Annotated in this window: 21 protein-coding genes and 1 riboswitch; of the genes, 5 read left to right on the top strand and 16 right to left on the bottom strand. The window is 72.9% G+C overall.

From position 1 onward, the window contains the following. Positions 1 to 194: 194 nt before the first annotated feature. From groL to KVF89_RS18380, 4 genes are all read right to left on the bottom strand, one after another. Complete coding sequence (gene groL / locus KVF89_RS18395; protein ID WP_257427542.1) at positions 195 to 1826, bottom strand: chaperonin GroEL; 1632 nt, start codon at positions 1824 to 1826, stop codon at positions 195 to 197. A 113-nt stretch (positions 1827 to 1939) separates the two neighbouring features. Further along, a complete protein-coding gene (locus KVF89_RS18390) occupies positions 1940 to 2797 on the bottom strand; it encodes an ATP-grasp domain-containing protein (RefSeq protein WP_257427541.1) in 858 nt (285 codons plus the stop codon). 10 nt (positions 2798 to 2807) lie between these two features. Then, positions 2808 to 3647: an SGNH/GDSL hydrolase family protein gene (locus tag KVF89_RS18385; protein ID WP_257427540.1), complete on the bottom strand. Its 840-nt coding sequence runs from the start codon at positions 3645 to 3647 to the stop codon at positions 2808 to 2810. A gap of 58 nt (positions 3648 to 3705) precedes the next feature. After that, entirely contained in the window at positions 3706 to 4173 is a 468-nt protein-coding gene (locus KVF89_RS18380; protein ID WP_257427539.1) for an OsmC family protein, read from the bottom strand. 72 nt (positions 4174 to 4245) lie between these two features. Between KVF89_RS18380 and KVF89_RS18375 the strand changes: the two genes are divergently transcribed. The 3 genes from KVF89_RS18375 to KVF89_RS18365 all read left to right on the top strand — a co-directional run bounded on the left by KVF89_RS18375 (position 4246) and on the right by KVF89_RS18365 (position 7556). Next, complete coding sequence (locus KVF89_RS18375) at positions 4246 to 5853, top strand: AMP-binding protein (protein ID WP_257427538.1); 1608 nt, start codon at positions 4246 to 4248, stop codon at positions 5851 to 5853. A 94-nt stretch (positions 5854 to 5947) separates the two neighbouring features. Continuing rightward, positions 5948 to 6307, top strand: coding sequence for a YciI family protein (locus tag KVF89_RS18370; protein WP_257427537.1), 360 nt, complete (start codon positions 5948 to 5950; stop codon positions 6305 to 6307). Between the two features lie 10 nt (positions 6308 to 6317). Next, the gene (locus KVF89_RS18365; RefSeq protein ID WP_257427536.1) at positions 6318 to 7556 is read left to right on the top strand and encodes an RNA polymerase sigma factor; all 1239 of its coding nucleotides are present in this window, start codon (positions 6318 to 6320) and stop codon (positions 7554 to 7556) included. Here the strand turns inward: KVF89_RS18365 and KVF89_RS18360 are convergent. From KVF89_RS18360 to KVF89_RS18340, 5 genes are read right to left on the bottom strand one after another with little or no spacing between them, the layout of a single operon-like run. Further along, positions 7522 to 8295 carry an ABC transporter ATP-binding protein gene (locus tag KVF89_RS18360; protein ID WP_257427535.1) on the bottom strand — a complete coding sequence of 258 codons (774 nt, stop codon included), beginning with the start codon at positions 8293 to 8295 and terminating at the stop codon, positions 7522 to 7524. The genes KVF89_RS18365 and KVF89_RS18360 overlap by 35 nt on opposite strands. Continuing rightward, on the bottom strand, positions 8292 to 9320 hold the full coding sequence (locus KVF89_RS18355; protein ID WP_257427534.1) for a FecCD family ABC transporter permease: 1029 nt from the start codon (positions 9318 to 9320) through the stop codon (positions 8292 to 8294). The genes KVF89_RS18360 and KVF89_RS18355 overlap by 4 nt, the downstream gene beginning before the upstream one ends. Next, positions 9317 to 10312 (bottom strand): FecCD family ABC transporter permease, encoded by a 996-nt coding sequence (locus KVF89_RS18350; protein ID WP_257427533.1) that lies wholly within the window; start codon positions 10310 to 10312, stop codon positions 9317 to 9319. The genes KVF89_RS18355 and KVF89_RS18350 overlap by 4 nt, the downstream gene beginning before the upstream one ends. After that, positions 10309 to 11133, bottom strand: a complete 825-nt coding sequence (locus KVF89_RS18345) for a siderophore-interacting protein (protein ID WP_257427532.1) — start codon at positions 11131 to 11133, stop codon at positions 10309 to 10311. Before KVF89_RS18345 ends, KVF89_RS18350 begins: the two co-directional genes overlap by 4 nt. Beyond that, on the bottom strand, positions 11130 to 12224 hold the full coding sequence (locus KVF89_RS18340; RefSeq protein WP_257427531.1) for an ABC transporter substrate-binding protein: 1095 nt from the start codon (positions 12222 to 12224) through the stop codon (positions 11130 to 11132). The genes KVF89_RS18345 and KVF89_RS18340 overlap by 4 nt, the downstream gene beginning before the upstream one ends. Positions 12225 to 12336: 112 nt before the next feature. Here KVF89_RS18340 and KVF89_RS18335 point away from each other — a divergent pair, with 112 nt between their 5' ends. Next, on the top strand, positions 12337 to 13272 hold the full coding sequence (locus KVF89_RS18335; RefSeq protein WP_257427530.1) for a helix-turn-helix domain-containing protein: 936 nt from the start codon (positions 12337 to 12339) through the stop codon (positions 13270 to 13272). On the opposite strand, the gene KVF89_RS18330 is transcribed toward KVF89_RS18335, so the two are convergent. The 7 genes from KVF89_RS18330 to KVF89_RS18300 all read right to left on the bottom strand — a co-directional run bounded on the left by KVF89_RS18330 (position 13170) and on the right by KVF89_RS18300 (position 18845). After that, positions 13170 to 13448 carry a MoaD/ThiS family protein gene (locus KVF89_RS18330; RefSeq protein WP_257427529.1) on the bottom strand — a complete coding sequence of 93 codons (279 nt, stop codon included), beginning with the start codon at positions 13446 to 13448 and terminating at the stop codon, positions 13170 to 13172. The two genes, KVF89_RS18335 and KVF89_RS18330, sit on opposite strands and share 103 nt — an antisense overlap. A 147-nt stretch (positions 13449 to 13595) precedes the next feature. Further along, complete coding sequence (thrC, locus tag KVF89_RS18325; RefSeq protein ID WP_257427528.1) at positions 13596 to 14876, bottom strand: threonine synthase; 1281 nt, start codon at positions 14874 to 14876, stop codon at positions 13596 to 13598. A 9-nt stretch (positions 14877 to 14885) separates the two neighbouring features. Then, a riboswitch (SAM riboswitch) is annotated at positions 14886 to 15033 on the bottom strand. A gap of 82 nt (positions 15034 to 15115) precedes the next feature. Beyond that, positions 15116 to 15958 carry a trehalose-phosphatase gene (gene otsB / locus KVF89_RS18320; RefSeq protein WP_257427527.1) on the bottom strand — a complete coding sequence of 281 codons (843 nt, stop codon included), beginning with the start codon at positions 15956 to 15958 and terminating at the stop codon, positions 15116 to 15118. 23 nt (positions 15959 to 15981) lie between these two features. Next, positions 15982 to 16509, bottom strand: a complete 528-nt coding sequence (locus KVF89_RS18315) for a LytR C-terminal domain-containing protein (RefSeq protein WP_257427526.1) — start codon at positions 16507 to 16509, stop codon at positions 15982 to 15984. Between the two features lie 2 nt (positions 16510 to 16511). Further along, the gene (locus KVF89_RS18310) at positions 16512 to 16814 is read right to left on the bottom strand and encodes a DUF3263 domain-containing protein (protein WP_257427525.1); all 303 of its coding nucleotides are present in this window, start codon (positions 16812 to 16814) and stop codon (positions 16512 to 16514) included. Between the two features lie 78 nt (positions 16815 to 16892). Then, positions 16893 to 17540 (bottom strand): response regulator, encoded by a 648-nt coding sequence (locus KVF89_RS18305; RefSeq protein ID WP_257427524.1) that lies wholly within the window; start codon positions 17538 to 17540, stop codon positions 16893 to 16895. A 24-nt stretch (positions 17541 to 17564) separates the two neighbouring features. Continuing rightward, positions 17565 to 18845, bottom strand: a complete 1281-nt coding sequence (locus KVF89_RS18300; RefSeq protein ID WP_257427523.1) for a sensor histidine kinase — start codon at positions 18843 to 18845, stop codon at positions 17565 to 17567. Positions 18846 to 18952: 107 nt separating this feature from the next. Here KVF89_RS18300 and KVF89_RS18295 point away from each other — a divergent pair, with 107 nt between their 5' ends. After that, positions 18953 to 20377 (top strand): alpha,alpha-trehalose-phosphate synthase (UDP-forming), encoded by a 1425-nt coding sequence (locus tag KVF89_RS18295; protein WP_257427522.1) that lies wholly within the window; start codon positions 18953 to 18955, stop codon positions 20375 to 20377. Positions 20378 to 20379 lie beyond the last annotated feature (2 nt).

Genomic DNA, 20379 nt, shown 5'->3' with positions numbered 1-20379 from the left:
CGGTTTCAGGCGCGCCGAGAACGGCGCACTGCGCGTCCTGCATCAACCCACACTCCCTTCCATCTGCATCCGTTCGCCGAGCACACGATGCTACCCGGGCGCGGCGCTCGCGGGCCGCGAAAAAGCACACGACCCCCGCCCGAAGGCGGGGGTCGTGCAGTGGTTCTGCGGGAGCGGGGCTCCTGATCAGTCGATCAGAAGTCCATGCCACCCATGCCGCCGGTCGGGTCGCCACCCATGGGGGCGGCCTTCTCCGGCTTGTCGGCCACGACGGCCTCGGTGGTGAGGAACAGCGCGGCGATCGACGCGGCGTTCTGCAGGGCGGAGCGGGTCACCTTGGCCGGGTCGATGATGCCCTCGGCGAGCAGGTCGACGTACTCACCGGTCGCGGCGTTGAGGCCCTGACCGGCGGGAAGGTTGGCGACCTTCTCCGCGACGACGCCGCCCTCGAGGCCGGCGTTGATCGCGATCTGCTTGAGCGGGGCGGAGAGCGCGACCCTGACGATGTTGGCGCCGGTGGCCTCGTCGCCCTCGAGCTCGAGCTTGTCGAACGCGTTGGCACCTGCCTGGACCAGCGCGACGCCACCACCGGGGAGGATGCCCTCCTCGACGGCCGCCTTCGCGTTGCGGACGGCGTCCTCGATGCGGTGCTTGCGCTCCTTGAGCTCGACCTCGGTGGCCGCGCCGACCTTGATGACGGCCACGCCGCCGGCCAGCTTGGCGAGGCGCTCCTGGAGCTTCTCGCGGTCGTAGTCGGAGTCGCTGTTCTCGATCTCGGCGCGGATCTGGTTGACCCGGCCCTCGATCTGGGCCTGGTCGCCGGCACCCTCGACGATGGTGGTCTCGTCCTTGGTGATGACGACCTTGCGGGCCTGGCCGAGCAGCTCGACGCCGGCGGTCTCCAGCTTGAGGCCGACCTCCTCGGAGATGACCTGGCCGCCGGTGAGGATCGCGATGTCCTGCAGCATGGCCTTGCGGCGGTCGCCGAAGCCCGGCGCCTTGACGGCGACGGACTTGAAGGTGCCGCGGATCTTGTTGACGACCAGGGTCGACAGCGCCTCGCCGTCGACGTCCTCGGCGATGATGACGAGCGGCTTGCCCGACTGCATGACCTTCTCGAGCAGCGGCAGCAGGTCCTTGACGTTGCTGACCTTGCTGTTGGCGATGAGGACGTAGGCGTCCTCGAGGACGGTCTCCATGCGCTCGGGGTCGGTCACGAAGTAGGCCGAGATGTAGCCCTTGTCGAACCGCATGCCCTCGGTGAGCTCGAGGTCGATGCCGAACGTGTTCGACTCCTCGACCGTGATCACGCCCTCCTTGCCGACCTTGTCCATCGCCTCGGCGATGGCGTCGCCGACGGTGGCGTCGCCGCCCGCGGAGATGGTCGCGGTGGCGGCGATCTGCTCGCGCGTCTCGACGTCCTTGGCCATGCCGAGGAGCTGCTCGGAGACAGCGGTCACGGCCGCCTCGATGCCGCGCTTGAGGCCCATCGGGTTCGCCCCGGCGGCCACGTTGCGCAGACCCTCCTTGACGAGCGCCTGGGCGAGGACGGTCGCGGTCGTCGTGCCGTCACCGGCGACGTCGTCCGTCTTCTTCGCGACCTCCTTGACCAGCTCGGCGCCGATCTTCTCGTAGGGGTCCTCGAGCTCGATCTCCTTGGCGATGGAGACACCGTCGTTGGTGATCGTGGGAGCGCCCCACTTCTTCTCCAGCACGACGTTGCGGCCCTTGGGGCCCAGGGTGACCTTGACGGCGTCCGCGAGCGTGTTCATGCCACGCTCGAGACCCCGGCGGGCCTCCTCGTTGAAAGCAATCAGCTTCGACATAACTCCTGCGATTCCTTCGCGATGTCCGTTGTCACTCTCAAGGCGAGAGTGCCAGCATCATGTTTAGCACTCGACCATGGCGAGTGCAAGGAGAAGTCGGGTTCGAGACGGGTTCAGGACCGCCCCAGCCGGCCCGCGAGCAGGGCGGCGAACCGTTCGGCGTTGGCCGGGTCGACGTCGAGGTAGAGCCCGGGCTCGATCAGCTCGAGCTCGCTGACCGCCCACCGGCCGTCCCAGGACATCAGGTCGACGCGGGCGTAGGCGAGATCAGCATCCCAACGCCGCGCAGCCGCCCTGACGGCCTCGACCGCGACCGCCGCACGCTCGGGGTCGAGCGGCACCGGCCGGACCTGGCCTCCGTGAACCTCGTTCACCCGCACCTCCCCCGCCGCGGCGATCTTGTCGACCTGCGCCACCGCGACCCCGTCGAACACGAAGACCGACGTCTCCCCCGTCGTCCGCACGGACTCCACGAGGGGCTGCGCGACCCACGGCCCGGCCACGAGCCCTTCGAGGCGCAGGTCGTCGAGCCGCTCGACGACGACCACGCCGACCCCGCCGGCGCCGGTGCGCGGCTTGACGATGACGCTCCCCCAGCGGTCCAGCGCCCTGGCCAGCCCGGCGGCCAGGTCAGTGTCGTCGAGGAGCATCGTCGGCACCACCGGTACGACGTCCGCGAGCTCAGCCAGGTACGCCTTGTCGGCATTCCAGGCGATCACGTCGGCGCCGTTGAGCAGCGTGGTCGCCGCCTCGACCCGCCGCGCCCAGTCGAGGAAGGCGGGCAGCCGGCGGTGGTAGTCCCAGGTCGAGCGGACGACGACCAGGTCGGCCGCGGCCCAGTCGACCGCCGGGTCGTCCCAGCGGACCCAGCGCGCGTCGATCCCATGCGAGGCGATCGCCTCCGACAGGGCGGCACCGCCGGGCTCTCCATCGGGCATGAGGTCGAAGGTCGCGAGCAGGACGGTCGTCATGGCCTCGAGGCTAGGCGTCAGGCGCCCGGTGACCGAACGGCACCCGCTCGGCGTGCCCGAGCGCCATCAGCACCGACGGCAGCAGCGCCTTGGCCGTGCGCTTGTAGCCCAGCGCGCTCGGGTGGAACCGGTCCAGGCTGAACATCTCGTCGGGGTTGGTGATGAAGAACGGGCCCACGACGTGGGCGAGCGAGACGGCGTGCGCCCCGTTCCGTACGGCGACCTCGGCCTGCGCCGCCGCCAACTGGCGCGACATCCGCGACCCCAGCGAGCGCAGCGGCTGCGGGACCGGTCGCAGCGCCCCGAGATCGGGGCAGGTGCCGACCACGACCTCGCTCCCCCGCTCCCGCAGCCGGACGACGGCCTCCTCGAGCTGTGCGGCGGAGGTCGCGACCGGGACCCGGTGGGTCACGTCGTTGCCGCCGACCACGATCACGGCGACGTCCGCGCGATAGGCCGACGACAGCCCGTCCAGCTGGCCCGCCAGCGCGGACGTCTCGGAGCCGACGACGGCGGCGGTGCGGAGCGCGACCGGACGGCGGACCTCGCCGGCGAGGCCGCGGGCGATCCGGGCACCGAGGGTGTCCTTGGCCCGCTCGGCCCCCAGCCCGGCGGCGATCGAGTCGCCGAGGACGAGGAGGTGGAGGGGCGGGCCGTCGTACGACTTCTTCTTCCAGACCTTGTCGGCCGGGATCGCGTCCTCGCCGAGGGGCTTCCCGATCCGGGTCCGGGCGATCGCCGCCTGGCGGCGCAGCAGCTCGCGCCCGCCGCCGGTCGTCACGCCGATGCCCGCGAGGGCGACTCCGGCGGCGACGAGGACGGTGCGGGTACGACGCGGCGGGGTGGTCATGGCTGCTTTGAACCAGACGGGGCTGAACGGCTCATGGCGCGCCGGTGGCGCCCGGGTGTCAGCCGGCGACGAGGACCGTGGGCTCGTGGCCGACCGGGAAGCTCACCGACGCGGCGATGAAGCAGTTGCGGCTCGCCTCGCCGTGGAGCTCCCGCGCAGTCTCGACCATCCCCGCCTCGGCGACGGTGACCCGCGGCCGCAGGGTGACCGACGTGAACCGGCCGCCCTGCCCGACCTGCTCCATGGTGCCGGTGGGGCTGTCGTCGTACGCCGTGACGACGACCCCGTGGTTGACCGCGGAGTGCAGGTAGGACAGCAGGTGGCACTGGGCGAGCGCGGCCAGGAGCAGCTCCTCGGGGTTCCAGCGCGCGGCGTCGCCGCGGAAGGTGGGATCGGCGGACCCGAGCAGCTCGGGCTTGCCTGCGGCGCTCAGCAGGACGCTGCGGTCGTAGTCGCGGTAGCCGCTGGTGCCGGTGCCGCGGTTGCCCTGCCAGACCAGGTCGAGGGCGTAGTGGTGGTCGCTCACCCCACCATCATGCCGAAACGGACTGGGCCGAACCCCTGGCGAGAACTTGTTCTAGTTTGGCACTCTTCTCCTGTGACCTCGACCACACCTGCCGCCGCGCCCGACGCGACCGCCGCTCGCCCGCTCAACCTCGCCGACGTCCTCGAGGCGATGGCCGATGCCGTGCCCGACCGGGCCGCGGTGCACACCGGCGACCGGATCTGGACCTTCGCCGAGATCGACGAACGGTCCACCCGACTGGCCAACCACCTGGTGGGCATCGGCATCCGGCCGGGCGAGCACGTTGCGGTGCACTCCACGAACCGGATCGAGTGGGTCGACGCGCTCTATGGCTGCCTCAAGGCGCGGGCCGTCCCGATCAACATCAACTACAAGTACCTCCGCGACGAGCTGGCCTACCTCTACGACAACGCCGACTGCGTCGCGGCCATCGTGGCTCCGGAGCACGTCGACGCGGTGGCCGAGCTCGACACGCCGTCCCTGCGGCACACGATCGTGCTCGGCGAGGAGTACGACGCCGCGCTGGCCGCCGCGTCGCCGGAGCGCCGGATCACGGGCCGCAGCGCCGACGACCACTACGTCCTCTACACGGGGGGCACGACCGGCTCCCCGAAGGGCGTCGTGTGGCGCAACGAGGACCTGATCCGGGCCGCGCTCAACGCCGCCCGCTACGGCGCGCCCCTGGACTCCGTCGAGCAGCTGGCCGAGGAGGCGGTCGCCGTCGAGAACCCGATGGTGCTGCTGGCCTGCGGCCCGATGATGCACGGCGGCAGCCAGTGGATCCTCGGCAACGGCCACGTCGCCGGCCAGACGATCGCCCTCTTCACCGAGCCGCACTTCGACCCGGCCAAGATCCTCGACCTGGTCGAGAAGGCCAAGGTCGTCTCGATGACCTTCCTCGGCGACGCGATGGGTCGCCCGGTCGCCGAGGCGATCCTGGCCGAGCCAGACCGCTGGGACCTCTCCAGCCTCGCCGCGGTCTCCAACGGCGCCGCGCCCCTGTCCGACGGGGTGCGCGAGGAGATCCGCCAGGCGCTGCCGGGCCGCTTCATCCTCGACTCCTACGGCGCCTCGGAGTCCGGCGCGACCGGCTCCCGGATCGACGACGGCACCGACGGCGGCCAGAGCGCGCCACGGTTCACCGTCACCGACCAGGTCGAGGTCTTCGACCCCGACCTCAAGCCGTGCCCGGTGGGCGTCGACGGCATGCTCGGCCGCTGTGGCCCCGTCCCCCTCGGCTACTACAAGGACCCGGTCAAGACGGCGGCCACCTTCAAGGAGATCGACGGCGTGCGCTGGGCGATCCCGGGCGACTTCGCGCGCCGCGAGGAGGACGGCTCGGTCACCGTCCTGGGGCGTGGCTCGGTCTGCATCAACACCGGCGGCGAGAAGGTGCACCCCGAGGAGGTCGAGGCGGTGCTGCTGCGCCACGACGACGTCTTCGACGCGGTCGTCGTCGGCACTCCCCACGAGCGGTGGGGTCAGCAGGTCACCGCTCTCGTGCAGCGCCGCGACGGCACCGTCCTCACCGCGGACGACGTGCGGGAGCACTGCCGCTCGCTCATCTCCAACTACAAGGTGCCCAAGACCGTGCTCTTCGTCGACGAGGTCCCGCGGACGCCGGTCAGCAAGGTCGACTACCCGGCCAGCGCGGCGCTCGCGGCACAGCTCCTGGGCTGACGCGCACACGACTTTCGCGCGGACTGTCGATTCGTCGTCGGCTCGCCCGTCATCGGGGTGACAGACTCAGCACACCTCATGAGGAGATGACCCGATGACCGAGTACGTCGTACTGCTGACCGGTGACGAGGCGACCTGGGAGGCCGCGAGCCCCGAGGAACGCGCCGAGATGTACGCCCGGCACGGCGAGTTCAGCCGGCTGCTGGAGGAGCGCGGCCACCGCATCACGGGCGGCGCCGAGCTCGCCCACTCCCGCACGGCCAAGGTCGTGCGGCGCTCGACGGACGACGTGGTCGTCACCGACGGCCCCTACGTCGAGTCCGTCGAGCAGCTCGGCGGCTTCTACGTCGTCGAGAGCGACGACCTCGACGACCTGCTGCAGGTGTGCGCGGTGCTCGCCGACACCGAGGACGGCGTGGAGGTGCGCGCCTGCCTGCCGCCGCCCCCGGACTGACCCGCCGGCGGTGGAGCAGCTCGAACGCGCGCTGCGCGACGAGTGGGGCCGGCTGCTGGCCCTGCTCGCCGCGTGGTGCCGGCGGGTCGACCTCGCCGAGGACGGCCTGGCGGACGCCTTCGAGGCCGCGGCCCGGTCCTGGCCGGAGACCGGTCCGCCGGCGAACCCGGCCGGCTGGCTGCTGACGACGGCCCGGCGCCGGATCACCGACGCTCTGCGCACCGAGGCGGTCGCGGCCCGCAAGGAGCCGCTGCTGGAGGTCGAGGCGTCACTGCAGCGGGAGGCCCAGCGGGTGCTGGCCGCTCCACCGGAGACGGAGGTCGTGATGGACGAGCGTCTGCGCCTGGTCCTGCTGTGCGCCCATCCGTCGCTGTCCCGCGAGGCGTCGGCGGCGCTGACGCTGCGGCTGGTCCTGGGTGTCGCGACCGAGGACGTCGCGCGGCTGCTCCTCGTACCGACCGCGACCATGGCCGCCCGCCTGACCCGCGCCCGCAAGAAGCTCGCCGGCGCCCGCTTCGCCGTCCCGCCCCCGGACGAGCTGGACACCCGGGTCGGGACGGTCGCCGACATCGCCTATCTCGCCTTCACCAGTGGCTACGCGCCCGGCTCCGGTGCCGACGTGCTGCGCGCCGACGTGGCCGGCGAGGCGCTCCGGCTGGTCCGGGTGCTGCGCTCCGTCCTCCCGACCAGGTACGACGAGCTCGACGCGCTCCTCGCCCTGATGGTCCTGCAGCACGCCCGTCGCGACGCCCGCGCCGTCGACGGACGGCTGGTGCTGCTGCCCGACCAGGACCGCACGCGCTGGCACCACGACGAGGCGTCCGAGGCGCTCGACCTGCTGCGGCCGCTGGTGACCGGCCCGCCGGCGCCGTACCTGCTCCAGGCGCTGATCGCGGCGGAGCACGCGATCGCCCTCACCGCCGGCGCGACCCGCTGGGACCGCATCGTCGAGCGGTACGACGAGCTGCTGGCCCTGCGCGACTCGCCGGTCGTCCGCCTCAACCGGGCGGTGGCACTCGCGGAGCGGAGCGGCCCGGCGGCCGGGCTGGCCGCCCTCGAGGGCGTCGCCCTGCCCGGGCATCGACTGCCCGCCGTCCGGGCGGAGCTGCTGGCCCGGCTGGACCGGCCCGACGAGGCCTGCGTCGCGTACGACACGGCGCTCGCGCTCTGCCGCAACGACGCCGAGTCCGCGCACCTGCGGGCCCGGCGCGCCCTCACGCGTGCGGGACGATCATCGGGGTCCCCGTGATCGGGTCGGGCAGCACCTCGCAGGCGAGCCCGAAGACCCGTTCGACGAGCGCCGCGTCGACGACCTCGCCCGGTGCCCCGCTCGCCACCACCGCGCCGTCGCGCATCGCGACGACGTGATCGGCGAACCGGCAGGCCTGGTTGAGGTCGTGGAGCACGGCGACCACGGTGCGGCCGTCGTCCACGAGCCGGCGCAGCAGCCGCAGGAGCTCGTACTGGTGGGCGATGTCGAGGAAGGTGGTCGGCTCGTCGAGCAGCAGGTATGGCGTCTCCTGGGCGAGCACCATCGCGATCCAGACCCGCTGCCGCTGCCCGCCGGAGAGCGCCGAGACCCGCCGGTCGGCCAGGTCCGCGACCCCCGCTGCGTCCAGGGCGGCCGCGACGGCCGCGTCGTCGGCACGGGTCCAGGTGCCGATCGCCGGCTGGCGGGCGTAGCGCCCGCGCCGGACCAGGCCCACGACGCGGATGCCGTCGGGCGTCGTGGTGCCCTGGGGCAGGAAGCCCAGCTCCCGGGCGACCGCCTTGGGCCGCCAGCCCGCGATCGCCCGGCCGTCCAGGACGACGCTGCCCGCCTCGGGCCGCAGCAGCCGCACCAGTGAGCGCAGCAGCGTCGACTTGCCGCAGGCGTTGGGGCCGACGATCGCCGTGAAGACGCCGTCGGGCACAGTCAGGTCGAGGTGCTCGACCACCGTGCGCTCGCCGTACCCGAGGCGCAGGCCCTCGGTCCGCAACCGGCTCATCGTCCGACCTCCTTGAACAGCAACCACAACAGGTAGACGCCCCCGATGGCACCGGTGACCACACCGACCGGGAGCTGCACCGGCGCGACCACCTGGGCGAGCAGGTCGGCCGTGGCGAGCAGCAGCGCGCCGGTGAGCGCCGAGGGCAGCAGCGCGATGCCGGCCGTGCCGGCCAGACGGCGGCCGATCTGCGGCGCCATCAGCGCGACGAAGACGATCGGGCCGGCGGTCGCGGCGACGATCGCCGTGCAGCCGACGCCCACGGTGGCGATCAGCAGCCGGAGCTGGCCGAGCCGGATCCCGGTCGTCGCGGCCACGTCGTCACCGAGGGCGAGCTGGTGCACCGGACGCGCGAGGAGGGCGGCGCCGACGCCCAGGACCGCGATGCCGGCCAGCGGCACGACCAGGTCCGACCAGTCCGTGCCGTTGAGGTTGCCGGCCGACCAGCTGGCCGCGGCCATCGCCACCTCGAGGTCCGCGCGCAGGATCAGCCACGAGTTGAGCGCGGTGAGGACCGCGTTGACCGCGATGCCGATGACGATCAGGCGGTAGCCGGTGTAGCCGCTGCCCATCGCGAGCACCGCGACGACCCCCGCCGCCAGCAGCCCGCCGGCCAGCGCCGCGCCGGCCAGACCGAGCGCGAAGCCGCCGCCGTTGTCGGCGGCCGCCGCGAAGTGGGCGCCGCCGGCGACGGTCAGCACCAGCAGGACACCGGTGTACGCACCCTGGTCGAGGCCGATCACGTCGGGCGCGCCGAGCGGGTTGCGGGTGAGGTTCTGGAAGAGCGCGCCGGCCAGCCCGAGCGCGAGCCCGAAGACGACGGCTGCCGTCACGCGCGGCATCCGCCACTCCAGCACCCGTCCGGCGAGCGGACCCTCGCCGGACAGGCCCGCCACGACCCGGCCCGGCGTCGACCACCCGTCGCCGTAGCAGAGGGCGACGAGGGACACCACGACCGTCGCGACGGCGACCAGGACGAGGGCGAGCACGGTACGCCGCTCCGGCCGCGGGAAGCCCCCGATCACGACGTGGCCTCCGCACCCTGGCGGCGCACGACCCACGCCAGCAGCGGACCGCCGAGCAGCCCGGTCACGATCGCGACCGGGGCGTCCCCGACGGACAGCACCAGACGGCCGACGGTGTCGGCGGCGACCAGCAGCACCGGCCCGCCGACGAGGGAGAGGACGATCAGCCAGCCCACCGACCCGCGGGCGAACCGGCGGACGAGGTGCGGCACGATCAGGCCGGCGAAGGCGATGGGGCCGGCGACCGCGGTCGCGACGCCGGCCAGCACGGTCGCGACGACCAGCACCGCGGTCCGGGTCACGCCCACGCGGACACCGAGCCCGTGCGCGACGTCGTCACCCATCTCCAGCGCGGACAGCGGCCGGACCAGGACCAGCGCGAGCACGATCGCGACGACGACCACGACCGTCGGCAGCGTCAGCGGCTGCTGGTCGCGGCCCGCGAGCGAGCCGACCGCCCAGAAGCGGTGGTCGTCGAAGGCGTCGGGGTCGAGCAGCCGGATGCCGAGCGAGAGGCTGGCGACGAGGGCGCTGAACGCCGTCCCCGCCAGCAGCAGGCGCAGCGGGTCGGCCCGGCCCACGGCGTACACGACGGCCGTGGCGACCGCGGCGCCCAGCGTCGCGACCACGAGCTGCGCGCTCTGCCCTCCGGCGATGCCGAGCGCCGTCGCCACCACGATCGCGAACGACGCACCGAAGGTCACACCCAGCACGCCCGGCTCGGCCAGCGGGTTGCGGGTCAGCGCCTGCACGAGGGCGCCGGCCAGCGCCAACGCGGCGCCGACCAGGATCGCGAGCAGGGTCCGGGGCAGCCGGACCTGCCGGACGATGATGTGCGCTGCATCGTGGTCGTCGTACCGGAAGAGCGCGGGGAGCACCGATCCGGACGGCAGGTCGCCCTTGCCGATCGAGAGGCTCCACACGACCGCACCGAAGAGGGCCGCACCCAGCGCGACGAGCGCGACCAGGGGACCGGGGTGGCGCAGGGTCAATCGTCCAACCCCGCGACCCCGCGCTTCCAGTAGCCGGTGATGCTCGCCGGCAGCTCCCGCTCGGCCACCCAGCGGCGGACCTCCTTGAGGTCCTCGGCCTCGCCCGCGCCGAACACGAAGGTGTCGTCCGGTACGTCGAGCGAGCGCACCTGCGCGCCGAGCTGCGAGCCTCCCGACCGGGACAGCCAGCGCACCTCGACCCCGTCGCGTGCCGTGAGCGGATAGCCGGTCTCGTCGGCGTGGTCGTGCTCGACGAGCACGTGCGCGGTGGCGCCGGCCCCAGCCAGCCAGTCCGCCTCGTCGAGCCAGCGCGCGACGGCGGGCAGACCGGTGACGTCGACGGCGAACACGTAGTGCCGGTGGGTGTGCGCGAACGCCTTGGCACCCGGCGGGCCCGCGATCACGGCCGGGTCGCCGACCGCGGCGGCCTCCGCCCAGTCGCCCGCGAGGCCTCCGGCGTGGAGCACGACGTCGAGGTCGACCTCGCGCGCCGCGACGTCGGCGCGGCGGATCGTGTAGGTCCGCGTGGGCGGGAGCGGCTTGGGCCAGTCGAGCAGCTGCCGGTCGTTGGGGACCGGGTCGCTGCGGGTCCCGTCCGCGTTCGGGAAGACGATCTTGACGTGGTCGTCGGCGACGTAGCTGTGGAAGCCCGCGAGCTCGTCGCCGGTGAGGGTGAGCCGCAGCATCCGCGGCGTGACCAGCTCGCGCCGGGCCACCGTCGTGCGGCAGATGCCGATCGGGTAGCCGATCCGCTGCATCCCACGGCCGGTGTCGTGGTGCTCGGCGACGCGCTCTGCCGGCCGGTCGCGATCGCCGATCACTTCAGCTCGTCCGCGAAGGCCTCGGCGAAGACCCGGTCGATCTCGTCCAGGGCCCGCTCGGCGGTCGGGTAGGTGGCCGCCTCGGTGTAGCGCAGCGGGATCACGTTGCCCTCGCGGACCGCCGGCAGGGTCTGCCACAGGTCGTGGTCGAGCACGTACTGCACCGACTCCGACGGCTCGCCCTCGTCGTCGACCGTGTAGGTGATCACGTCCGCGTCCACGAGGCTCTGCGGCAGCTCCTCGATCGAGGGGTACTCCGAGAACGCCGCGGAGCCCTTGCCCGGCTCGGCCGGGCCGCCGTAGTAGGTGGCGCCCACGTCGGTGGCGATATTGGTCCCCCAGGCGCCGGCGTACTCGCGGTTGAAGTTGCCCGCGCTCACGTCGCCGTACGCACCGACGTGGCCGAAGCAGTGCCCCTCGAGGACGTCGGCGTACTTCTCGGTGAGCTCCGCCGCCTTCGCGTCGTACGACGCCTTCGCGGCCTCGAAGTAGTCGACGACGCCGGCCGCGTCGGCCTGGCGCTGCGAGAGGTTCTTCCAGCCGTCGGGCCGGTCCGGGCCGAGCACGACGACCGGTGCGATCGACTCGAGCCGCTTCAGGTCGACGTCACCCAGCACCGGCAGCGGGACGCCGAGCATGATCAGGTCCGGCTTCAGGTTGGCGATCGCCTCGTAGTCGGTGCTCGCGGCGGTCTCGCCGGCGACCTTCTTGAGCGCCTGGTAGTCGGCCAGGTCGTCCTCGGTCATCAGCGCGGTGCCGCGGCCCCACTCGGAGATGCCCACGACGTCGGCGTCGGCCTCGAGGAGCACCGGGACGGCGTACCCGGTCGCGACGATGCGCTGCGGGTCGGTCGGGATCTCGACGGTGCCGTTGTCCGCCTCGAAGCTGCGGGTCTTCGACGCCGGGTCGAAGGCGGCGATCGGCGCCGCGGCAGGCAGCGGCGGCGTGTCCACGACGCAGGAGGCGGCCGCGGGCTTGTCCTCACCCGCCTTGGCGTCGTCCTCGCTGCCGCAGGCCGCGAACGTCGCCCCGAGCAGGGCGGTGGCGGAGAGGGCGGCGAGGGCGCGGGCCGGCCGGAGGTTGAGCTGCATGATGGTCCTTCTCGTCGGGGATTCGGCGCGCGTGGTCACCCGAGACCGCACGCTCGACCAAGTGAGGCTAGCCTTACCAACGCAGGTGCCGGTGTCGTGAAGGAGTCAGATGATGACGCGCAGAGGACAGGAACCCGCCGCCGCGCGCCCCGCCCCCGCCGTCACGGCGACGCAGGCCGGCGGCGCGGTGGTCGAGGAGTTCCCCTACGGCCTCGGGCCGCCGGACGGCATCCTCGCGCTGAGGTACCCGCCCGCGGGCGGCGTGGTCACCGACTTCCCCGAGTCGCGCAACGACTTCGTGCACCAGATCTACTTCTCGCCCGACGGCGTGCTCGCCGTCGGCCGAGGCGGCTCGGCCGCCTTCGCCGGGCCGACCCATGCCGCCTGGGTGCGCCAGGGCGTGATCGCGGAGGTGACCGCGCTGGAGGTGCAGACCGTCGTGCGGCTGTGCGTACGACGCGCGCCCGACGAGCTGCTCCGCCACGAGGCGACGGTGCTCGCGATGTCGCCCGCCGCGGTCGACGCCGTCTCCCGGCTGGTCCGTCCCGGCACCGACGAGCGCGCCGGCCTGGCCGCGCGCGGCGTCCTCCTCACCGAGCTCGCCGCCGCGCCGGCCGACCCGATCGGCTACGGGTCGGCGGCCCTCGGCCCGGCCCAGGCGGTCGCCCGGGCGCTGACCCTCGACCCCGCGGACCCGACCGGCCTGCCCGGCTGGGCCGAGCGGCTGCACGTCAGCCCCAAGACGCTGCAGCGGGAGTTCGAGCGGGTCTTCGGGACGTCGTTCTCCGCCTGGCGCACGCGGACCCGGCTGCAGGCCTCACGCGCGATGCTCAGCCGCTGGTCGGTGACCGAGACCGCGCACCGCGTGGGCTACGCGACCGCGTCGTCCTATGTCGCGGCGTTCACCCGCGAGTACGGCGAACCGCCCGGGCGCGCTCGTGCGGGTCAGCAGCCGCCGGCGACGGCCGGGATCACCGACACCTCGGCGCCGTCCGGCGTCGGGGTGGCCAGGTCCTGCTCGAAGCGCACGTCGTCGTTGTTGACGTAGACATTGACGAAGCGGCGCAGCTTGCCGTCCTCGTCGAGGATCCGGCCCTTGATCCCCGCGAAGCTCGCGTCCAGGTTGTCGAGGACCTCGGCGAGGGTGGCACCCTCGGCGCTGACCTCGGAGTCGCCACCGGTGTAGGTGCGGAGGATGGTGGGGATCCGGACGCGGACGCTCATGAGACTTCCTTTGCTGTGGTGATGGTGAGTTGTGGTGAGCGTCGTCCGGTGCGTGCGGCCGCAAGGCGGAGCCGCGCAGGCGACCTTGGGAGCGGAGCGGTCGTCAAGCGGCGACAACGCAGCGGACGCTCCACCGGACGGCGCTCATCAGAGGCCGGTCGCCTTGAAGGCGTCGTAGCTCGGAGCAATGGTCGCGGCCGGGCCGACCTGGCCGGAGATCGAGTCGAGGGTCTTGAGGCCGTGGCCGGTGTTGATGATGACCGTCTCGAGGCTCGGGTCGAGCTGGCCCGTCTCGACGAGCTTCTTGGTGACCGCGGTCGTCGTACCGCCGGCGGTCTCGGTGAAGATGCCCTCGGTGCGGGCGAGGAGCACGATGCCCTCGCGGATCTCGTCGTCGGTGACCTCCTCGACCGCGCCGCCCGTGCGGCGGGCGATGTCGAGGACGTAGATGCCGTCGGCGGGGTTGCCGATGGCCAGGCTCTTGGCGATGGTGTCGGGCTTGACCGGGCGGATCGCGTCGACCCCGGCCTTGTAGGCGGTCGCGACCGGGCCACAGCCCTCGGCCTGCGCGCCGAAGATCCGGTAGGGCTTGGCCTCGACGAGGCCGAGCTTGATGAGCTCCTGGAAGGCCTTGTCGACCTTGGTCAGCTGGGAGCCGGAGGCGACCGGGATGACGACCTGGTCGGGCAGCCGCCAGCCGAGCTGCTCGGCGATCTCGTAGCCCAGGGTCTTGGACCCCTCGGCGTAGTAGGGCCGCACGTTGACGTTGACGAACGCCCAGCCCTCCTCCTCACCGGCGATCTCGGAGGCGAGCTTGTTGACGTCGTCGTAGTTGCCGTCGACGGCGACGAGGTTCTCGGTGAAGATCGCCGAGTTGACCTGCTTGGGCTGCTCCAGGTTGCTCGGGATGAAGACGACGGTCTTGATCCCGGCCCGCGCGCCGGCCGCGGCGACCGCGTTGGCGAGGTTGCCGGTCGAGGGGCAGGCGAACGTCGTCGCGCCCAGCTCACGGGCCGCGCTGAGCGCGCAGGCGACGACCCGGTCCTTGAAGGAGTTGGTCGGGTTGGTCGAGTCGTCCTTGACCCAGAGCTTGGCGATGCCGAGCTCGGCGGCGAGGTTCTTCGCCTCGAGCAGGCGGGTGAAGCCCGGCTCGGTGTTGGGGCTGGTCTCGATGTCGGTCGGGACCGGCAGCAGCGCCTTGTAGCGCCAGATGTTGCGCGGGCCGGCCTCGATCTCCTCGCGGGTGACCTGCGGGAAGTCGTAGGTGATCTCCAGCGGTCCGAAGCACTCAGGACAGGCGTAGAACGGGCCCAGCGCGACCAGGTGGCCGCACTCGCGGCACGACAGCGAGGTGGCGTTGCCGAAGGCGCCCTCGCGCAGTCCCGGCTGGGTCGTGGTCTCAGGTGCCTTGGTCACAACGGCGCTCATGGGTCCTCCTTCTCATCTGTCCCGGCGACTCTCGCGCGGGTCGGATTTGGCACCGTTTCCGCGACGCCGGGCTCCTGCATGACGCAGGCGCTGACGGGAGTTCGCGGCGGTTGCCGGGACTTCTCAGGGCCGTTCCCTCAGTCCCTCTGGATGAGCACGCTCAGCCTAGGGGCGATGCCCCACCGGGACCCAATCGTCTTCTCGGATGTCGAGACTGGCGTCCAATATCTGAGATCGCCTCAGCGGCGGGCGTGGGCGTCGTCCGCGAACCGGCCGAGCAGGTCGAGGACTCCGGCGGGGCCGCGTACGACCACGTCGGACAGCGCGATCAGCGCGCTCTGCTCGTCGGAGGCCGAGCAGACCCGCAGTGCGGCCAGGCCCCGCGTGCCGAGCTCCTCGACGGCCTCGAAGGCCTCGACGTCGCCGAGGTCGTCGCCCGCGAACAGGAAGCCCTCGGCGTCGAGCACCGCCGCGAGCCGGTGCACGACCATCCCCTTGTGGGAGCCCGCCGAGCGCACCTCGATCACCGAGCGCCCCGGCTCCAGCACCAGTCCGTGCCGGCTGGCCAGCTCGCGCAGCGGCGGCAGCAGCCGGGCGAAGGCGCCCTCCGGGTCGGGCAGGCGCCGGGTGTGGACGGCGACCGCAAGGCCCTTGTCCTCGACGTAGGCGTCACTCGCGCCGGCCGTGCGCAGGGCACGGGGCAGGTCACGCTCGAACGTCGCCAGGCCGCGCGGGGGCCGCGCACCGGTGATCCGGCGGTTGCTCGAGGTCCAGCGCTCATTGCCGTACTGCCCGAAGACGAAGAGCTCCTTGCCGGCCGCGGCGAGCGCGTCGCCGACCTCCTCGAGCCCGCCGAGGTCGAGGGCCTGCCGGGCCGGGCGGCCGGTGATCACCGCGATCGCGGCGACCTCCGCGGCCAGCGCCGTCAGCACCGCGGGCGCGTCCGGATGGATGTGGGCCTGGGCGGGATCGTCGACGATCGGCGACAGCGTGCCGTCGAAGTCCAGGCCGACGACGGTCCGCGACGCGACGCGCACCAGGGCGTCGTAGCGCTGTTCACCCTCGGGGGACGAGAACCTCACGTCCCCATCCCATCATGTCGGCGTCACAGCTCGCCGGTGAGGATGAGGGTCAGGCTGGTGGAGCTCATGTCGCTGTCGGTGTCGGCGGGCAGGACCCGGGCGACGCCGAGGTCGAGCGCGAGCTGGCGGGCGACGGCCTTCTTGCCCTTCGGGAAGTAGACCGTGGTGCCGGGGACGGTGCCGTACCAGTTGTCGGCGGCGGCGACCGTCCAGCCGGCGTCCCGCACCTTGTCCGACACCCGGGCGGCGAGGCCGCGGATCGCGGTGTTGTTGAAGACCACGACCGAGTGGTCGCCGCGGACGACGGGCGGCGGCGCCGGCTTCTGCTCCTCGGTCGGCGGCGCGCTGGGCTCGTCGGCCGGGTCGTCGGTGGCCCCGTCGGTGGAGGTCGCCGAGGCCTTGGTGGCGGAGACGTCCCGCTCGGCCGGCCCGTCGCCGCGCGTCGCGACGAACGCGACGGCCGCGAGCACGACGGCGACGATGCTGAGCAGCACCACGGGCGAGGTCAGGACGGCGCCGCGCTGGGTCGGGGTGCGAGTGGGCCGGGACATGGTCAGACCTCGAAGCCGAGGCGGCGCGCCGAGCGCTGCCGCTGGCGCTGCGAGCGCAGCCGGCGGAGGCGGCGCACGAGCAGCGGGTCGGCCTCGAGGGCCTCGGGACGGTCGATGAGGGCGTTGAGGACCTGGTAGTAGCGGGTGGCGCTCATGTCGAACTGCTCGCGCACGGCGCTCTCCTTGGCACCGGCGTACTTCCACCACTGCCGCTCGAACTCGAGGATCGCGCGGTCGCGGTCGCTGAGGCTGCCGGGAGCAGCCGCGGCGGCGGCGTTCTCCTGGGTGCTGCGCTCGGCGGTCATGAGGTCTCCTCGACACATCAGGTGGGGAAGGCCGACAGGTGTTCTGACTCGTACTCTAACCCGCGAATCACAACGATGTCATTCGGCCGCGCGGAGGAAGCGCACGACCGCCAGCACCCGCCGGTGCGACTGGTCGTCGTCGGGCGACAGGCCGAGCTTGGCGAAGATCCGCTGGGTGTGCTTCTCGACGGCGGCCAGGGACACGACGAGCGCGTCGGCGACGGCGGCGTTGGACCGCCCCTCGGCCATCAGCGCGAGCACCTCCCGCTCGCGCGGGGTGAGCGCGACCAGCGGATCGCGCTGCCGGCCCATCAGGTGCTTGACCACCACCGGGTCGAGCACGGTGCCGCCCGCCGCCACGGTCGCGAGCGTGTCGAGGAACTCCCGGACCTCGCTCACCCGGTCCTTGAGCAGGTAGCCGACGCCGCCCTCCCCCGTCGCCAGCAGCTCGTCGGCGTACGACGCCACGACGTACTGCGACAGGACCAGCACCCGCGCCTCGGGCCATGCCTGCCGGCACGCGACCGCCGCGCGCAGCCCCTCGTCGGTGTGGCTGGGCGGCATCCGGACGTCGACGATCGCGAGGTCGGGGCGCAGCGTCAGGACCGCGTCCACCAGCGACGGGCCGTCGCCGACGGCGGCCACGACCTCGTGGCCGGCCTCCGCGAGGAGGAGCTGCAACCCCTCCCGCAGCAGCACGGAGTCGTCGGCGACAGCGATCCTCACGACTCCATCCTCACCCGACCATCCTCACGCCAGGGGCACCTCCGCGCGCAGCCGGGTCGGGCCGCCCGCCGGGGAGGCGAGGAAGAGCTGCCCGTCGACGCCGGCCAGTCGCTCGCGCAGACCGGACAGGCCGTGACCGGGAGCAGCCGTCGCGCCGCCGCGGCCGTTGTCGTCGACGGTGACCTGCAGCCGGCCGTCGACGACCTCGAGCGTGACGTCGGCGCGGTCGGCGCCGCTGTGCTTGACGACATTGGTCAGGGCCTCGGCGGCCACGAAGTACGCGGCCGTCTCGACGGCCAGCGGCAGCTTCCGGGGGACGTCGGCGACGACCCGCACGGGGATCGGCTGGCCGTCGGCCATCTCGGCGACGGCGGCGGCGAGCCCGCGGTCGACCAGGAGCGGCGGGGCGATCCCCCGCGACAGTGCCCGCAGCTCCTCGACCGCCTCGCGGGTCTGGGCCACCGCGGCGTCGAGCGTGCGGGCCGCGGTGTCGGGGTCGGCGGCGAGCTGCACCCGGGCCCGGCCGAGGTCCATGCCGAGCCGGATCAGCCGCTGCTGCGGGCCGTCGTGGATGTCGCGCTCCAGCTTGCGCAGCGACTCCGCCTCGGCCCGGTGCGCCGAGTCGCGGCTCTCCTCGACCCGGGCCACCCGGCCCTGCAGCTCGGCGCGGCTGGTCAGCAGCACCGACGCGAGGCTCGCGTGCACCACCGCCGCGAAGCGCAGCACGAACGGGAGGGTCACCAGCGCGACGAGGCCGATCCCGGTGATCAGGCCGACGTCGGCAGCGTGGCTGTCGCCGAGCCCGATCAGGTCGGCCAGGCTCTGGGCGTCGCTGGCGTCGCGCGGGATGAACCGCTCCCAGAACCAGTAGGTCGCCCCGCACAGCACGGTCCCCCACCAGGCCAGCGCGACGACGAAGGCCACCGTCGCCGTGATCCACCCGACGAGCGACCACACCACGTCCAGCCACGACTGCGGGTCGCGCAGCGGTGTCAGGCTCCGCCGCCAGAACCCGTCGCCGTCCTGGGCCCGGAGGTACGCCGGCTCCGGCACCGCCCGCCCCGTGAGCGCGGCCAGGCGCCGCCGCTCGACGTGCGCGAACCCGCGGGCGGCGTAGACGCCGACGGCGAGCACGAAGACACCGCCGATGACCACCGACAGTCCCAGCCCGGCGGCGACGAGGACGACCACGACGACCAGCGCCACCAGCGCCACGGGCAGGGCGGCGAGGGCGTAACCGGTGTCGCGCAGCCACCGCCGGGTAGGCGGTCGCGCGGGCGGTTTCAGCACCAGGTTCTCGGTCATGGGTCCAGCGTGGTCCGGGGACGTCGTCGAAGGAATCCTGCCAGCAGGACACTCGATGTCGGGCCAGCCCGACCACCGCCGACCGGCCGCCTGACTAGGGTGGGGTCGTGGGCCATGACCTCGTGATCGTCGCCAACCGCCTCCCCGTCGACCGCGTCACCGACCGCAACGGCAAGGCGCGCTGGCGCCGGTCCCCCGGCGGCCTGGTGTCGGCGATCGAGCCGGTGATGCGGGCCCATGACGGGGTCTGGGTCGGCTGGCCGGGCGGGACCCAGAAGTTCAAGCCGTTCAAGGTCGACGGGCTGGACCTGGTGCCGTTGGCGATGTCGGCCGAGGAGATCGAGGAGCACTACGAGGGCTTCTCGAACGGCACGCTCTGGCCGCTCTACCACGACGTGGTCGCCAAGCCCGAGTTCCACCGCGAGTGGTGGGACACCTACGTCCGGGTCAACCGGCGCTTCGCCGAGCGCGCCGCGGAGCTCGCCAACGACGGCGCGACCGTGTGGGTCCACGACTACCAGCTGCAGCTGGTGCCGCAGATGCTGCGCGAGCTGCGCCCGGACCTGCGGATCGGGTTCTACCTGCACATCCCGTTCCCGCCGGGCGAGCTGTTCCAGCAGCTGCCCTGGCGCCGGCAGATCCTCGAGGGGCTGCTCGGCGCCGACCTGGTGGGCTTCCAGCTGCCCGGTGCCGCGCAGAACTTCATCCGGCTGGTCCGGCAGCGGGTCGGCCACAAGACGCACCGCGACCTCGTCTACCTGCCCGACGGCCGCACGGTCCGCGCCGCGGCGTTCCCCATCTCGATCGACGCCGCCGGCTTCGAGGAGCTGGCCCGGTCCGAGTCGGTCGCCGAGCGCGCCGCCGCGATCCGCGAGGCGCTGGGCAACCCGCGCCGGATCTTCCTCGGCATCGACCGACTCGACTACACCAAGGGCATCTACGCCCGGCTCCGCGCGTTCGGCGAGCTGATCCGGGACGGCGCGCTGACCGTCGAGGACGCGGTGTTCGTCCAGGTCGCCGTGCCCTCGCGCGAGCGGGTGGAGCACTACCGCAACCTGCGCGACGACATCGAGCGCCTCGTCGGCCGGCTGAACGGCGACCTCGGCCGGATCGGCCGGCCCGCGGTGAGCTACCTGCACACGTCGTACCCGCGCGAGGAGATGGCGGCGCTCTACCGCGCCGCCGACGTGATGGTCGTGACCCCCTACCGCGACGGGATGAACCTCGTCGCCAAGGAGTACGTCGCCTGCCGGGTCGACGACGACGGTGCTCTCGTGCTGTCCGAGTTCGCGGGCGCCGCCGACGAGCTGCGGCAGGCGTGGCTGGTCAACCCCTACGACATGAACGGCATGAAGGCGGCGCTGCTCGAGGCGTACCAGGCCGAGCCCAAGGAGCTGACCCGGCGGATGCGGGCGATGCGCCGCCAGATCGCGCAGCACGACGTGAAGGCGTGGGCCGACAGCTTCATGACGGAGCTGGAGGACGAGGGCCACAGCCACACCAAGACGGTGCGACCGGCGACACGCTCCTGAAC

Source organism: Nocardioides carbamazepini, assembly GCF_024614185.1.
Classification (GTDB): Bacteria; Actinomycetota; Actinomycetes; order Propionibacteriales; family Nocardioidaceae; genus Nocardioides; species Nocardioides carbamazepini.
The sequence above is the reverse complement of the archived record's forward strand: the minus strand, read 5'-3'. Positions and strand labels throughout refer to the sequence as shown.